The organism is Pseudomonas sp. B1-22, from assembly GCF_050474425.1.
GTDB lineage: Bacteria > Pseudomonadota > Gammaproteobacteria > Pseudomonadales > Pseudomonadaceae > Pseudomonas.
In genome coordinates, this window is the sequence record NZ_JBCHVH010000004.1 from 19,598 (window position 1) to 33,961 (window position 14,364).

Sequence of the window (14,364 nt, forward strand, 5' to 3'; positions counted from 1 at the left end):
TAACAGGAGCCTGTTTCGCACAGTGCGGGTCTGCCGGCACGCAGCGGGGATTCAACAGGCTCTGAGGGGAAAACGGTATCGGTTGCACACACGCGCCGGGCGTACCGGCCAAAGGATGTCAGGCGCGCCAGCGCCAGCGGGCCAGGGCCTTGATGACCTTCATCCAGAGTGTGTGGGGAGCCGTTTCCACGATGCTGTCTCGCTGGGCGGGAGTTGAGGCGGAGTCGGGCAACACTATCGCTTTGCCCGAATCGAAGCAAGGCAGCAGATGGCGCAGGTCATCGAGCACCAGCGTCGGGGTTTCCTCGGCGATGGGGCGGCCATGGTTGTAGCCGTAGCTCAGGCCCACGCTGCGCACGCCGGCGGCCTTGGCGGCGAGGATGTCGTTGCGCGAGTCGCCGACGAACAGGGATTGCTCCGCCGACACGCCGGCCATCTTCATCACGAACAGCAGCGCGGCCGGGTCGGGCTTTTGCTGCGGCAGGGTGTCGCCGCCGATGATCCAGCGGAAGAACTTGCCCAGCTTCATCTCGTCCAGCAGCGGGCCGACGAAGCGCTCGGGCTTGTTGGTGATCAGCGCCAGCTCGACGCCGCGCTTCTTCAGCCACTTCAGGGTCTCGATGACGCCGGGGTAGACCACGGTCAACGCATGACTGTCGGCGTAGAAGTCCATGAACAGTTCGAGGGCGCGCTCGGTGTCTTCCTCGCTGACGTCAGCGTGTTCGATGTCACCCGCCAGGGCCCGACGCACCAGCACCCGCGCGCCGTTGCCGACCCAGTGGCGCACGGCGTCCAGGCCGGCCGGCTGGCGCCCGAGCGCCAGCAGCATCTTGTCCACCGCCGCGGCAAGGTCGGGGACCGAGTCCACCAGGGTGCCGTCCAGGTCGAACATCACCAGACGCGGCAGCCCGGCGAACGGCAGCTGTGCGGCACTCATCACTTGCGCGCCTGCGCCAGCTCGGCGTGCATGGCGCGGATGACCTCGGCGTAGTCCGGTGCGTTGAAGATGGCGGAGCCGGCGACGAAGGTGTCGGCGCCCGCTTCGGCGATCTCGCGGATGTTCTTCACGTTCACCCCGCCGTCGATCTCCAGGCGGATGTCACGGCCGGAGGCGTCGATCAGCGCACGGGCTTCGCGCAGCTTGTCGAGGGTGCCGGGGATGAACTTCTGCCCGCCGAAGCCGGGGTTGACGCTCATCAGCAGGACCATGTCGATCTTGTCCATCACGTACTTGAGCGCGTCCAGCGAGGTGGCCGGGTTGAACACCAGACCGGCCTTGCAGCCGCCGTCCTTGATCAGTTGCAGGGAGCGGTCGATGTGCTGCGAGGCTTCCGGGTGGAAGGTGATGTAGGTGGCGCCAGCTTCGATGAAGTCGCCGATGATGCGATCCACCGGGGAGACCATCAGGTGCACGTCGATGGGCGCAGTGACGCCGTACTTGCGCAGGGCCGTGCAGACCATCGGGCCGATGGTCAGGTTCGGCACGTAATGGTTGTCCATCACGTCGAAGTGAACGATGTCGGCGCCGGCAGCGAGCACCTTGTCCACATCCTCGCCCAGGCGGGCGAAGTCGGCGGAAAGGATCGACGGAGCGATGGCGTAGGGTTGCATGGCGCACCTCTGTGGGCGGGAATCACGGATGGCGCGCATTGTAGCCGCTCAGGCGGCTCGAAGGGGATTCGACCGATGGCCGATACGGAAGTGCGGAATAGAGAGGCAAAAAAAATCGCGGATCGATCCCGCTCCTGTGGGTGAGCACAGGGACGAAACCGTCCGCGAAATACTGTGGATCAGGCAGTCGGTGCGGTACGCATCTTCTCGCTGCGGCCGCGCAGCCACTCGAGGGTCAGCAGGAGCAGGACGGAGAAACCGATCAGCAGGGTCGCCGCGGCGGCGATGGTCGGGCTGAGGTTCTCGCGGATGCCGCTGAACATCTGGCGCGGAAGGGTCGCCTGCTCGGGACCGGCGAGGAACAGGGTCACCACTACTTCATCGAAGGAGGTGGCGAAGGCGAACAGCGCACCGGAGATCACGCCGGGAGCGATCAGCGGCAGGGTGACCTTGAAGAAGGTCAGCACCGGCGGCGCGCCCAGGCTGGCGGCAGCGCGCACCAGGTTGTGGTTGAAGCCCTGCAGGGTCGCCGACACGGTAATGATGACGAACGGTACACCCAGCACCGCGTGGACGATGATCAGCGAGATGTAGCTGTTGCCCAGGCCCAGCGGCGCGAAGAACAGGTAGCTCGCCACGCCGATGATCACCACCGGCACCACCATCGGCGAGATCACCAGGCTCATCACCAGGGCCTTGCCGCGGAACTCGCCACGGGTCAGACCGATGGAGGCCAGGGTACCGAAGACCATGGCCAGCACGGTGGCCGCCGGGGCGACGATCATGCTGTTGGTCAGCGAACGCATCCACTCGGCGGAGTTGAAGAAGTCGGCATACCAGCGCAGGGAGAAGCCCTGCAGCGGGTAGACCAGGAAGGTGCCGGAGTTGAACGACAGCGGCACGATCACCAGCACCGGCAGCACCAGGAACAGCAGCACCAGGCCGCAGAGGATGCGCAGGGTGTAGAACCACACGCGCTCGACCGGGGACATGTAAGGACTCAGCATCTTCTTATTCTCCTCAGCCCAGACGCAGGCGGCTTGCGCCCACCAGCCAGCCGTAGATCACGTAGAGCACCAGGGTGGCGAACAGCAACAGGCCGCCCAGGGCCGTGGCCATGCCCCAGTTGATGGTGGTGTTGGTGTAGAAGGCGACGAAGTAGCTGACCATCTGGTCGTTCGGGCTGCCCAGCAGGGCCGGGGTGATGTAGTAGCCAATCGACAGGATGAACACCAGCAGGCAACCGGCGCCGACACCGGCCACGGTCTGTGGGAAGTAGACCTTCCAGAAGCTGGAGAACGGGTGGCAGCCCAGCGAAATCGCGGCGCGCATGTAGCTGGGGGAAATGCCCTTCATCACGCTGTAGATCGGCAGGATCATGAACGGCAGCATGATGTGCACCATGGAGATGTACACGCCGGTGCGGTTGAACACCAGCTGCAGCGGCTGGTCGATCAGACCCATCTTCAGCAGCGCGCCGTTGATCAGGCCGCCGGACTGCAGCAGCACGATCCATGCGGCGACGCGCACCAGGATCGAGGTCCAGAACGGCAGCAGCACCAGGATCATCAGCAGATTGGACTTGCGGGTCGGCAGGGTCGCCAGCAGGTAGGCCAGCGGATAGGCCAGCAGCAGGCAGATCACGGTGATCACCGCGCCCATCCAGAAGGTACGGGCGAAGATGTCCAGGTAGATCGACTGGTCGGGCGTGGCGCGGGCCAGCTCACCGAGGTCGTCGATGCGGTGATCGAGCGCCGCCAGCAGGTAATAGGGGGTGACGTGGCTGGCGTTGCGGCGGATCGCCTGCCAGTAGGCCGGGTCGCCCCAGCGCTCGTCGAGGCCTTCCATCGCGTCCTTGTACGACGCTGGCTGCTCCTTGAACGGCAGCGCGCGAGCAGTCTTGGACAGCAGGCTGCGGTAGCCGGCCAGCTCCATGTTCAGGCGCTTGGAGAGGTCGCCGAGGGTCTGGTTCTTGCGCGCGGCGACCAGGTCTTCGCTCAGCGCCTTGTACACCGCATCCGAGGGCAGCGACTTGCCGTCCCATTCGGAAATGGCGTTGACGGTCAACGGCATCGCGCCGACGACCTCGGGGTTGTTCACGCTCTTGTAGAGCAGCGCCGCGATGGGCACCAGGAAGGTCAGCAGGAGGAAGACCAGCAGCGGCAGGATCAGTGCCTGGGACTTCAGACGGTTCATCCGCTCCGCACGCGCCAGGCGCTGCTTGAGGGTGGTGGTGCCGGCGACCTCGTTCAAGGACACTGCGGTGGCCATAGCGAACTCCGGTAAAACAGGCCGCCCGGGAGCGGCCAAGGTGTGGTGTCAGGAGGAGCCGCCGCGAGGGGGAGCGGCGGTTCCGGTCCGTCGCGGCTCGGGCGGCCGCGGCGGTTTGGCACTGCTACTTATTTAGCGGCCCAGGCGTTGAAGCGCTGCTCCAGCTGCTCGCCGTAGTCAGCCCAGAAGGTCACGTCCATGCCCACCTGGCCCTGCATGTTTTCCGGGGTGGTCGGCATGTTGTGCAGCAGATCCTTGCTCAGCAGCGGTACGGCGTTCTTGTTCACCGGACCGTAGGCGATGTTCTCGGCGTAGGTCTTCTGCTGCTCGGGCTTGACCGAGAAGGCGATGAACTTGAGGCTTTCCTCGACCTTCTTGGCGCCTTTCGGGATGGCCCAGGCGTCGAAGTCGTAGATGCCGCCGTTCCAGACGATCTTCAGGTTGCTCTCCTTCTGCACGGCGGCGATGCGGCCGTTGTAGGCGGAGCTCATGACCACGTCGCCGGAAGCGAGGTACTGCGGCGGCTGGGCGCCGGCTTCCCACCACTGGATGCTCGGCTTGATCTCGTCGAGTTTCTTGAAGGCGCGGTCCTGGCCTTCCTTGGTGGCCAGAACCTTGTAGACGTCCTTGGGCGCGACGCCGTCGGCCATCAGGGCGAATTCCAGAGTGTACTTGGCGCCCTTGCGCAGGCCGCGCTTGCCCGGGAATTTCTTGGTGTCCCAGAAATCGGCCCAGCTGGTCGGTGCAGTCTTCAGTTTGTCGGCGTTGTAGGCCAGGACGGTGGACCACACGAAGAAGCCAACGCCGCAGTTGCTCACGGCACCCGGAACGTAGTCGTCGGCCTTGCCGAGGATGGCCGGGTCGATGGTTTCGAACAGGCCTTCGTCACAGCCACGGGCCAGCTCCGGCGATTCCACTTCCACCAGGTCCCAGGAGACGCTGTTGGTGTCGACCATGGCCTTCACCTTGGCCATCTCGCCGTTGTATTCGCCCGCCACGATCTTGTCGCCGGTGGACTTCTGGTAGGGCTCGTAGAACGCCTTCACCTGGGCGTTCTTGTTAGCGCCGCCGAAGGACACCACGGTCAGGTCGGTGGCGGCCATGGACTGGGCCGCGCAGGCCAGGCCGACGCTCAGTACCGCGAGTTTCAGGCCCGATGCTTTCAGGGACTTCGACATTATTGTTCTCTCCACAGTGTGCAGGTTTGTTTTTCTTGGATGCATCAGGCCCGGGAGTGGCCGGGCCTTGGTGTCACGCCGCCGGCAGAGGATCGAGCGCGCGGACGTGCTCGACGGCCCAGCCCAGCGGTACTACGTCGCCAACGCCCAGTGCCGGGTCGAGCTCGGCGATCGGCTGCTTGACGAAGAAATCGGTACGGCCGCACACCTCCAGGCGGATGCGCACGTGGTCGCCCAGGTAGATGAACTCGGCGACGCGGCCGGAGAAACGGTTCGCGCAGTTTTCGCTGTGCCCGTTCAGGCGCACGCGCTCGGGGCGGATCGACAGGCTGACGGTGTCGCCGACGTTGCCGACATTGACCGCCAGGGCCTCGACCTTCTCGCCACGGGCCAGGGCCACGGTGCAGCGGTCGCCATTGCGCGCCTGCAGCTGGCCGGCGATGCGGTTGTTCTCGCCGATGAAGTTGGCCACGAAGGAGTTGCGCGGGTGCTCGTAGAGCTCGGCCGGCGGGGCGATCTGCTGGATCTCGCCCTGGTGGAACACGGCCACGCGGTCGGACATGGTCAGGGCTTCGCCCTGGTCGTGGGTCACGTAGACCACGGTCACGCCCAGGCGCTGGTGGATGTGCTTGATCTCCATCTGCATGTGCTCGCGCAGCTGCTTGTCGAGCGCACCCAGGGGTTCGTCCATCAGCACCAGCTGCGGCTCGAAGACCAGCGCGCGGGCCAGGGCCACGCGCTGCTGCTGGCCACCGGAGAGCTGGGCGGGATAGCGACCGGCGAAGCTGTCGAGCTGGACCATGGACAGGGCGCGCTTCACGCGCTCGCTGACGTCGGTCTTGCTCATGCCGCGCACGGACAGCGGGAAGGCCAGGTTCTCGGCCACGGTCATGTGCGGGAACAGGGCATAGTTCTGGAACACCATGCCGATGTCGCGCTTGTGCGGGGGGACGTTGTTGATGGCGCGGCCGGCGAGCTGGATTTCACCGGCAGTGGGGGTTTCGAAACCGGCCAGCATCATCAGGCTGGTGGTCTTGCCGGAACCGGACGGCCCCAGCAGCGTCAGGAATTCGCCTTTGCGAATGTCCAGATTGAGGTCCTTCACGATGAGGGATTCGCCGTCGTAGCTCTTCTGCACACCACGGAAGCTCACCAGCACATCGTTTGCCTGATTCTCGGCCATAACCGCACCTTTGTTTTTTTGTAAATGCCGTTGATCTCAAGCCTAGAGAAGCTGGACCTGCACGCAAATCGGGCGGTATGAGAGATTGCTATAAGGCTTAGAGAGGATGCTTTGTAGGGCGATCCCTACAAAGCATGGGGACATGAGTTGCCGGCCGGACGTGGGCCGGCAACTGCTGCGTCAGCGCTTGGCCCAGGCCTGGAAGCGCTTCTCCAGGGCATCGCCGTGCTCAGCCCAGAACGCCACGTTCATGCCCACGGCGTTGGCGATGTTCTGCGGCGCGGTGGGCAGGTTGGCGGCGACGTCCGGCGCCAGCAGTTCCACCGCCTTGCGGTTGGTCGGGCCGTAGGCGATGTTCTCGGCGAAGGCTTTCTGCTGCGGCGGCTGGCTGGCGAAGTGAACGAACTGCTCGGCCAGTTCCTTCTTGAACACGCCCGAAGGCAGCGCCCAGAAGTCGAAATCGTAGATGCCGCCGGCCCAGACCATGCGGAAGCCTTTCTGCTCGGCCTGCGCGGCGGCGATCCGACCGTTGTAGGCGGAGCTCATCACCACCGTGCCGTCGGCCAGATCGCGTACCGGGTCCTGGCCGGACTTCCACCAGTTGATGTTCGGCTTGAGTTCGTCGAGCTTGCGGAAGGCACGGTCGACGCCCTCCTCGGTGGCCAGCACCTTGTAGACGTCCTTGGGCGCGACGCCGTCGGCCATCAGGGCGAATTCCAGGCTGTATTTGGCGCCCCAGCGCAGGCCGCGCTTGCCGGGATATTTCTTCACGTCCCAGAAGTCCGCCCAACTGGTCGGAGTGCCTTGCAGCTTGTTCTGGTTGTAGGCCAGCAGGGTGGTCCAGACGAAGATGCCGACGCCGCAGGGCTGCACCGCGCCGGGGACGAAGTCGGCGGCGTTGCCGACCGTCTTGGCGTCGAGCTTCATGAACAGCCCTTCCTCGCAGCCGCGGGCGAGTTCGGGTGCCTCGACTTCCACCACGTCCCAGGACACATGGCTGATCTCCACCATGCGCTTGAGCTTGGCCAGGTCGCCGTTGTAGGAGCCGTGCACGACCGCATTGTCGGTGGCCGTCTTGAAAGGTTTGTAGAAGGCCGCTTCCTGGGCTTCCTTGTTGGCGCCGCCAAAGGAAATCACCGTGACATAGTCCGCCAGCGCCGGCAGCGCGACGCTCCCCAGCAGGCCGAACAGCAGCCCTCCCCTTACCGCTCGCAACATCGTCTTCTCCTTATTCTCACGACGTACCGCATGAAGCGGGCAATCATTCCCTGCCTCACGCCCGCTAGATAGACGGCTTCTTACAGAAATCGGACACGTCGCACAGAGTGAAGGGAAAATTCGGCAAGCAAGCTGCTACAGATCAAACAGAGCCGGCTCAGAGGAGCTTGTGCTCCATGGCGTAGCGCACCAGGTCCGCCACCGAGTTGGCGTTGAGCTTCTGCATCAGCCGCGCCTTGTGGGTGCTGATGGTCTTGCTGCTGACTGCCAGTTGCTGGGCGATCTCGTTGACGCCCTCACCCTGCACCAGGCGCTCGAACACCGAGAACTCGCGTTCGGAGAGCAGCGCATGGGGCGGCCGCGAGTCGGTCAGGCCGACCTCGAAGACCATGCGGTCGGCCAGGTCCGGATCGATGTAACGGCCGCCGCTGGCGATCTTGCGGATCGCGGTGAGTAGCAGCGCCGGATCGCTGTCCTTGGTGGCGTAGCCGGCGGCGCCAGCCTTCAGCGCACGGGCGACCATCTGCACCTCGTCGTGCATCGACAGCATCAGGATCGCCGGCGGATTGTTCAGCGCGCGGATGCGCGGGATGGCTTCCAGGCCGTTGACGCCGGGCATGGAGATGTCCAGCAGGACCACTTCGCAGGGCGTCTGGCGCAGGGTTTCAAGCAGTTGTTCGCCGTTGGTGGCCTCACCCACCACCTGCAGGTCCTTGGCCATGCCGATCAGTTGCTTGATGCCCTCGCGCACGATCGTATGGTCTTCCGCCACCAGCACTCGAATCACCGCCATCACTCCTGCTCGTCGTCATTGTCGTTATCGTTGTCCAGAGGCACCCGGATCCACAGCGTGGTGCCCTCCCCGGGCTGGCTGTCGATCTGCAGCGTGCCGCCGAACATCAGCACCCGCTCGCGCATGCCCACCAGGCCGAAGGATACGCCCTGGCGCGCGGCGCCCGGGTCGAAGCCCACGCCATCGTCCTCGATGCGCAGGCACAGTTCGTCGCCCTCGACGTCCAGTTGCAGCTCCACAGTATGCGCCTGGGCATGGCGCATGACATTGGTCAGCGCCTCCTGGAGGATGCGGAACAGGCCGATGGCCTTGGCATCCGACAGCGCCGGCGGATTCTCCGGCACCTGCACCAGGCAGGGTATCTGCGTGCGCGCCTCGAAGCGCCGCGCCTGCCATTCCACCGCCGAGCCAATGCCGGCATCGAGGATCGGCGGACGCAGCGCGGTGGCCACGTCGCGCACCAGCTGGAACAGCTGGGCGATCAGGCGCTTCATGTTGTCCAGGCGCTCGCGCAGACCGCCGTCCAGCTCGCCATAGGCCAGTTCGCACATGGAGGTTTCCAGCTTGAGCACGGTGAGCACCTGGCCCAGTTCATCGTGCACTTCACGGGCGATCCGCGCCTTCTCCTCCTCCCGCACGCTCTCCAGGTGGGCGGACAATTCGCGCAGCTGCGCGCGGGACTCGCCCAGCTCCAGCTCGATCTGCTTGTTCTCGGTGATATCCCAGACCACGCCATCCCAGGCCAGTCGACCGTCGTCGAGGGTCCGCACGGTGGCCTTGATGTCCACCCAGCGCGGCTCATGGCTGCGGGTCAGGATGCGTCCCTGCCAGCGCCAGTTGCTGCCGCTTTCCACCGCCTGCAACTGGCTGGCGAGATAGCTCTCGCGCTCGGACGGCACCACCAGCCCCATGATCCCCAGCCCGCTTTCGCGCAGGTAGCCGGGGGCGTAACCGAGCGAGGTCTCGCTGCCGCCAGTGATGAAGCTGATGTAGGCAAAATCGGAGTCGTCGTCCGGCGCGTTGGGTTCCAGGCGGAACACCAGCCCCGGCACGTTGGCGGCGATGCCCTGCAGGCGCGCCTCGCTTTCCTCGAGGGCGGCGCGGGCACGGCGGCGCTCGGTGACATCGTTGAGGAACACCAGCAGGTATTCGGAATCGCCGAAACGCAGGAAGCTCAGCGAGACGTCCGCCGGCAGCCACTGGCCGTCGGCGCGCAGGCATTGGGTCTCGAAGCTCAGCGGCGCCTCGTCGGCATTGCGCGCGCGGCGCCAGAGGTTGAGCCAGCGATCCATGTTCAGCGTCGGCTCGAAGTCCGCCAGCGGCCGATCCACCACGGCGCCCGGCGCATAGCCGAGCAGCTCCTCGGCGGCGCGGTTGGCGTAACGGACGTGACTGTCCCAGTTGACCCAGAGAATGCCCACGGTACTGCTGTCGATGGCGAACTGGGTCAGGCGCAGCGCCTGTTCGGCCGCCTGGCGCAATTCGATATCGCGCCGTGCGGCGACCAGGCGCGACTCCAGCGTCCGCTGCTGGCGGCGCTGCAACAGCAATGCGCCGATGGCGAAGAGCAGCAGCAGGCCGAGCAGGATGCAGAGGTTCTGCCAGAAGCCCGGCGAGGAGCCCAGTCGTGGATAGGTGGGCTGCAACCAGCGTTCGTGGAGCTGATCCAGGTCCTTGGCCGGCACCGCGCGCAGAGCGGTGTCGATGATCGATGCCAGCTCCGGCAGGTCGCGCCTTGTGGCCACGCGCAGCAGTTGCGGATAGCCGATATCGGCCACCACCGAAAGGCCGGTGAACTCGGTCTCGCGGGTCAGGCGCGCCAGCTGCGCCTCGTCGATCACCGCATAGCTGGCCTCGCGACCGAGCACCTTGCGCAACGCTTCGCGGTCGCTGTCGACCACTTGCAGCGTGAGGCCCGAGTAGGTGCCGCGCAGATAATCCACCACCGGCCCCGGCCCGCGCACCGCAACGGATTCACCCTCTTCGAGCGACTCCAACTCCACCGAGGCACCACCGAGCCTGTCGCCCACCACCAGACGCGGCACGCGCAGATAGGGGTCGGAGAACAGCCAGTCGCGCAGCGCCGCCGGGGTCTGGCCGATGCCGGGCGCCAGGTCGATCTCCCCGGCGCGCACCGCCCGCTCCAGCGCCGCCAGGTCCGTGTAGGTGCGCCATTGCAGGGTCACGCCCATGGACTTGGCCAGCCACTCCAGCAGTTCGACATTGGCCCCGGACAGCTGTTGCAGGCGCCGGTCCTGTTGCACGTAGGGCGCCTCCAGCAACGTCCCGACGCGCAGTTGCGGGTGCCCGGCAAGCCAGGCGCGCTGGCTATCGTCGAGCGCCAGAGGCGGCGCCGCGGTCTCCGCCGCAGCCAGCAACGGCAGGCAACACAACCAGAGCAGACAGGCTTTCCAGAACAGACGACTCATGCCGACAACACCCCAGAGTTCGATCGCGCCACTAAACGGCCGGCATACCTTACAGCAACCCCAGTGGAACCCGGCATGGCCTGCGCCTGACAAACCTAATAACAGCCGCTAGGCTGGCCGCACTCGCGCCCGCCCTGGACATGGATATCGCCGATGCCGCACCTGCCCCGCCCTACTCTGCTCGCCCTTTGCCTGTCGCTCGGCCTGTCGCCGGCCTGGGCGACAGAGTCCAAGCCCGCCGCCGAGGACAAACCGGCAAGCGCGCCAATGGCAAGGCCGCAGGTCAGCGAACGTAGCCAGGACGATGCCAGCGGCCTGCAACGGCAATTGCCGGAGCGTGAGCGGCAGATGCTGCAAGCGGGCGAGGAAAGCTTCCTCACGCTCTGGCTGCCTGCCAACACCGCAGAGGCTGAAGGCGTGGTGATCCTGATCCCCGGCGATGGCGAAAGCGCCGACTGGCCAGTGGCGATCGGCCCGCTACGACGCAAGCTGCCCGACGCCGGCTGGCAAAGCCTCAGCGTGACCCTGCCCGATCCACAGAGCACCGCTCCGGTGCCACGTCCGTCCGAATCGGCGGACAAGGCCAGCGCGGACACCGACGCCAGCGCGGCCGACAGCGCCAGCAAACCGGAAGTGACCGGCAGCGCGGGCAACGCCACGCCGACACCGGAAAGCACCGGCGAAGCCGGCAGCGCCGAACCGGCACAGGCCAATCCGGCGGAAGCCGCGCCCACCCCGACCGACCCGGTGGCGCTGCGCAAGGCCCATGCCGAGCGGGTACTGGCGCGCATCCAGGCAGCGGTGGAACTGGCCGAGCAGCACAAGCCCAGGACCATCGTCCTGCTGGGGCATGGTACCGGCGCCTACTGGGCAACCCGTTACCTGGGCGAGCGCACGCCGGCCGATATCAGGAACCTGCTGCTGGTGGCGCCCGAGATGCCCCGCGACTTCCTGCCTTCGCTGGACGAAACGGTGCCCCTGCTCAGCGTCGCCACCGGCGACTTCTACTACAAGGACAAGGCCGCCGACCGCACAGCGGCGCAGCAGCGCCTGCAGGCGAGCAAGCGGCAGAAGTCACCCAACTACATCCAGATCGGCATGAACGCCCTGCCCGCCGACCTTGCGACCGAGCAGGAACAACTCTACCGCCGCATTCGCGGCTGGTTGTCGATGCACCTGGAGCCGGTCGGCCAACCCGATTAACGGAAGCCGCGCCGCTGCCGGACCAGCAGGTAGGCCGCCTGGATCTCGCGGGTCTTCTCGGTGGCGGCGGCGATACGTTCCGGGCTGGCGCCCAGGCCTTCGAGCTTGTCCGGATGGTTCTGGCTGACCAGCTTGCGGTAGGCACGCTTGATCTCTTCCGGCTCGCTGTCCACCGTCACGCCCAGCAGGCGCAGTGCCTGGGTATAGGACTCGCGCGGCGTGACCGCCGGCTTCGCCCGCTCCGCACCGGCGGCCAGAGCCTGGATACGGGCACGCGGAACGCCGAGCCAGTCACCCCATTGCAGGATCAGGTGCTTCTCCGCCGACCCCGGCGCACCGGCCGCCCAGGCCATGCGCCAGCAGGCCAGCAGCAGGCCTTCCGCCGTCGCCTCATGACCATGGCGCTGGCGCAGGCCGATCTCCAGCAATTCGCCGCCACTCTTGCCCCGCCCGAAGGCCTCGATGGCCTGACGGCGCGCGCTGTCGTCCAGTTGCAGGCGCAGCATTTCCGCCCGAGCCTGCTGGATGTGCGCGTCGTGCACGCGGCCCCGGCTCTTGGCCAGGCGGCCGAGCAGGAGGAACAGCAGCTCGCGGTCACCGACCTGCGGGCCGCCGCGCAACTGTTCCAGCAGCCCGCGCCACGAGCGCACCTTCAGGCGACGATCGAGCACCTGGCCGAGCAGCCCACCGAGCAGGGCTCCGGGAATGCTCGCCAGTGCCCAGCCGGCGATCAGCCCCAGCAATGTGCCCGGCCAGAACACCTCAGCCCTCCGCCAACTGGCGTTCGACGTCGGCCAGGCGCTCATGGGTGCCGACATCGACCCAACGGCCAGCATGCTGCACGCCGCTCACGCGACCGGCCTCCATCGCCCGGCGCAGCAATGGCGCCAGCTTGAAGGCGCCGGGCTCGCAGCCCTCGAACAGTGCCGGATGCAACACGGCAATGCCGCTGTAGGTCAGGCTCGGCTCGCCTTCGCGGTAGTCGCTCACCCGGCCGTCGCGCAGGCAGAAATCGCCGCGGCTGTGGTGCCCGGGATTGTCCACCAGCACCAGGTGCGCCAGATCGCCTTCGGCCAGCGCGCCGTGCAGGCTCGCGTAATCGAAGTCGGTCCAGATGTCGCCGTTGGCGATGACGAAGGCGTCATCGCCCAGCAGCGGCAGCGCCTTGAAGATGCCACCGCCGGTTTCCAGCGGCTCGCCTTCGGGCGAATAGCGGATGCTTACCTCGAACCGTGCGCCATCGCCCAGGTAGTCCTCGATCTGCTGACCGAGCCAGGCATGATTGATCACCAATTGATCGAAGCCGGCACGGCGCAGCGCCCGCAGCTGGTACTCGATCAGCGGCACGCCACCGGCGCGCACCAGCGGTTTGGGGGTATGCAGGGTCAGCGGGCGCAGGCGCTCGCCCTTGCCCGCCGCGAGGATCATGGCCTTCATGCGGGATGCGTCTCGTCTTTGGGCAGGCTCGCCAGCAGGGCGGCGAGGTCGGCCAGCTCCGGACGGCGGGCGATGACGCTTTCCAGGTAGCGGAAGAAGCGTGGCACGTCGCCCAGGTAGCGCGGCTTGCCGTCGCGATGGCAGATGCGCGCGAAGATGCCGATCACCTTGAGGTGGCGTTGCGCGCCCATCAGGTCACTGGCGCGCAGGAAGTCCTCGAAGCGCGCCGGCAGCGGGATGCCGGCGGCCTGTGCCTTGCGCCAGTAACGCGACAGGCCATCGTGCACGCGCGGCTCCGGCCAGCTGAGGAAGGCGTCCTTGTAGAGGCAGGTCACGTCATAGGTGACCGGGCCGTAGACCGCATCCTGGAAATCCAGGATGCCGGGATTCGGCTCGCTGAGCATCAGATTGCGCGGCATGTAGTCGCGGTGCACCAGCACGCGCGGCTGCTCCAGCGCGCTGCGCACCAGCAGATCGCAGGTACGCTGCCAGGCGGCCAGTTGCTCACCCTCCAGGGTCACACCCAGGTGGTGCTGCAGGTACCAGTCGGGGAACAGCTGCAACTCGCGGCGCAGCAGGGCTTCGTCATAGGCGGGCAGGCGTTCGGCGACGTCCACCTGCTGGAAGGCCACCAGCGCATCCAGCGCGGGTTCGAACAGCTCCTCGGCGTTCTGCGGATTGATCACGTCGAGGTAGGTCTGGCGACCGAGATCGCTGAGCAGCAGGAAGCCCTCCTCGACATCCTCGGCCAGAATCGTCGGCACGTGCACACCGGCCTCGGCCAGCAAAGCGGCGACCTTGACGAAGGGGCGGCAATCTTCCTGGGGCGGCGGCGCATCCATCACGATCAGACTGCGGCCATCGCCCTGCCAACGGAAATAACGACGGAAACTGGCATCGCTGCTGGCTGGTGTGAGGCTCGCCTCGGGCACCGGGCCCCAGCCTTCAGCATTGAACACAGCGGGCAAACTCAAGTCCAACCAGCCAATCATCTGCTGGTAACGGGCATCCTGTGACATCTTTATGGGTTCTCCACGGCCC

At 66.2% G+C, this 14,364-nt stretch carries 13 protein-coding genes; 1 reads left to right on the plus strand and 12 read right to left on the minus strand.

The annotated features are described in order from the left end of the window. Positions 1-118 precede the first annotated feature (118 nt). From ACQ5BL_RS15690 to ACQ5BL_RS15730, 9 genes are all read right to left on the minus strand, one after another. A complete protein-coding gene (locus ACQ5BL_RS15690) occupies positions 119-937 on the minus strand; it encodes a phosphoglycolate phosphatase (RefSeq protein ID WP_207887538.1) in 819 nt (272 codons plus the stop codon). Further along, on the minus strand, positions 937-1,611 hold the full coding sequence (rpe, locus tag ACQ5BL_RS15695; protein WP_015475282.1) for a ribulose-phosphate 3-epimerase: 675 nt from the start codon (positions 1,609-1,611) through the stop codon (positions 937-939). The genes ACQ5BL_RS15690 and rpe overlap by 1 nt, the downstream gene beginning before the upstream one ends. 179 nt (positions 1,612-1,790) lie before the next feature. After that, the gene (locus ACQ5BL_RS15700) at positions 1,791-2,618 is read right to left on the minus strand and encodes an ABC transporter permease (protein WP_207887540.1); all 828 of its coding nucleotides are present in this window, start codon (positions 2,616-2,618) and stop codon (positions 1,791-1,793) included. Between the two features lie 13 nt (positions 2,619-2,631). Next, on the minus strand, positions 2,632-3,882 hold the full coding sequence (locus ACQ5BL_RS15705; RefSeq protein ID WP_243807850.1) for an ABC transporter permease: 1,251 nt from the start codon (positions 3,880-3,882) through the stop codon (positions 2,632-2,634). Positions 3,883-4,010: 128 nt separating this feature from the next. After that, on the minus strand, positions 4,011-5,060 hold the full coding sequence (locus tag ACQ5BL_RS15710) for an ABC transporter substrate-binding protein (RefSeq protein ID WP_243807851.1): 1,050 nt from the start codon (positions 5,058-5,060) through the stop codon (positions 4,011-4,013). A gap of 73 nt (positions 5,061-5,133) precedes the next feature. Continuing rightward, positions 5,134-6,243, minus strand: coding sequence for an ABC transporter ATP-binding protein (locus tag ACQ5BL_RS15715; protein ID WP_243807852.1), 1,110 nt, complete (start codon positions 6,241-6,243; stop codon positions 5,134-5,136). Between the two features lie 180 nt (positions 6,244-6,423). Continuing rightward, positions 6,424-7,461 carry an ABC transporter substrate-binding protein gene (locus ACQ5BL_RS15720; RefSeq protein WP_207887544.1) on the minus strand — a complete coding sequence of 346 codons (1,038 nt, stop codon included), beginning with the start codon at positions 7,459-7,461 and terminating at the stop codon, positions 6,424-6,426. A 157-nt stretch (positions 7,462-7,618) separates the two neighbouring features. Continuing rightward, the gene (locus tag ACQ5BL_RS15725) at positions 7,619-8,254 is read right to left on the minus strand and encodes a response regulator (RefSeq protein WP_207887545.1); all 636 of its coding nucleotides are present in this window, start codon (positions 8,252-8,254) and stop codon (positions 7,619-7,621) included. Next, positions 8,254-10,683: a PAS domain-containing sensor histidine kinase gene (locus ACQ5BL_RS15730; RefSeq protein ID WP_243807853.1), complete on the minus strand. Its 2,430-nt coding sequence runs from the start codon at positions 10,681-10,683 to the stop codon at positions 8,254-8,256. Before ACQ5BL_RS15730 ends, ACQ5BL_RS15725 begins: the two co-directional genes overlap by 1 nt. A gap of 153 nt (positions 10,684-10,836) precedes the next feature. On the opposite strand from ACQ5BL_RS15730, the gene ACQ5BL_RS15735 reads away from it, so the two are divergent. Continuing rightward, on the plus strand, positions 10,837-11,886 hold the full coding sequence (locus ACQ5BL_RS15735) for an alpha/beta hydrolase family protein (RefSeq protein ID WP_243807854.1): 1,050 nt from the start codon (positions 10,837-10,839) through the stop codon (positions 11,884-11,886). On the opposite strand, the gene ACQ5BL_RS15740 is transcribed toward ACQ5BL_RS15735, so the two are convergent. Genes ACQ5BL_RS15740 through ACQ5BL_RS15750 form a run of 3 tightly spaced genes read right to left on the minus strand, consistent with a single transcriptional unit; the run spans position 11,883 to position 14,342 of the window. Further along, positions 11,883-12,647 carry a DnaJ domain-containing protein gene (locus tag ACQ5BL_RS15740; RefSeq protein ID WP_243807855.1) on the minus strand — a complete coding sequence of 255 codons (765 nt, stop codon included), beginning with the start codon at positions 12,645-12,647 and terminating at the stop codon, positions 11,883-11,885. The genes ACQ5BL_RS15735 and ACQ5BL_RS15740 overlap by 4 nt on opposite strands. Before the next feature lies 1 nt (position 12,648). Further along, complete coding sequence (murU, locus tag ACQ5BL_RS15745) at positions 12,649-13,323, minus strand: N-acetylmuramate alpha-1-phosphate uridylyltransferase MurU (RefSeq protein WP_243807857.1); 675 nt, start codon at positions 13,321-13,323, stop codon at positions 12,649-12,651. Further along, the gene (locus ACQ5BL_RS15750; RefSeq protein ID WP_430293185.1) at positions 13,320-14,342 is read right to left on the minus strand and encodes an aminoglycoside phosphotransferase family protein; all 1,023 of its coding nucleotides are present in this window, start codon (positions 14,340-14,342) and stop codon (positions 13,320-13,322) included. Before ACQ5BL_RS15750 ends, murU begins: the two co-directional genes overlap by 4 nt. Positions 14,343-14,364: the final 22 nt, after the last annotated feature.

Excerpts from the sequence above, each read along its gene's own strand:
- ACQ5BL_RS15705 (WP_243807850.1), bottom strand. The coding sequence starts at position 3,882 with ATGGCCACCGCAGTGTCCTTGAACGAGGTCGCCGGCACCACCACCCTC.
- ACQ5BL_RS15710 (WP_243807851.1), bottom strand. The coding sequence starts at position 5,060 with ATGTCGAAGTCCCTGAAAGCATCGGGCCTGAAACTCGCGGTACTGAGC.
- ACQ5BL_RS15750 (WP_430293185.1), bottom strand. The coding sequence starts at position 14,342 with ATGTCACAGGATGCCCGTTACCAGCAGATGATTGGCTGGTTGGACTTG.
- murU (WP_243807857.1), bottom strand. The coding sequence starts at position 13,323 with ATGAAGGCCATGATCCTCGCGGCGGGCAAGGGCGAGCGCCTGCGCCCG.
- ACQ5BL_RS15735 (WP_243807854.1), top strand. The coding sequence starts at position 10,837 with ATGCCGCACCTGCCCCGCCCTACTCTGCTCGCCCTTTGCCTGTCGCTC.
- ACQ5BL_RS15730 (WP_243807853.1), bottom strand. The coding sequence starts at position 10,683 with ATGAGTCGTCTGTTCTGGAAAGCCTGTCTGCTCTGGTTGTGTTGCCTG.
- ACQ5BL_RS15720 (WP_207887544.1), bottom strand. The coding sequence starts at position 7,461 with ATGTTGCGAGCGGTAAGGGGAGGGCTGCTGTTCGGCCTGCTGGGGAGC.
- ACQ5BL_RS15715 (WP_243807852.1), bottom strand. The coding sequence starts at position 6,243 with ATGGCCGAGAATCAGGCAAACGATGTGCTGGTGAGCTTCCGTGGTGTG.
- ACQ5BL_RS15700 (WP_207887540.1), bottom strand. The coding sequence starts at position 2,618 with ATGCTGAGTCCTTACATGTCCCCGGTCGAGCGCGTGTGGTTCTACACC.
- ACQ5BL_RS15725 (WP_207887545.1), bottom strand. The coding sequence starts at position 8,254 with ATGGCGGTGATTCGAGTGCTGGTGGCGGAAGACCATACGATCGTGCGC.
- ACQ5BL_RS15690 (WP_207887538.1), bottom strand. The coding sequence starts at position 937 with ATGAGTGCCGCACAGCTGCCGTTCGCCGGGCTGCCGCGTCTGGTGATG.
- rpe (WP_015475282.1), bottom strand. The coding sequence starts at position 1,611 with ATGCAACCCTACGCCATCGCTCCGTCGATCCTTTCCGCCGACTTCGCC.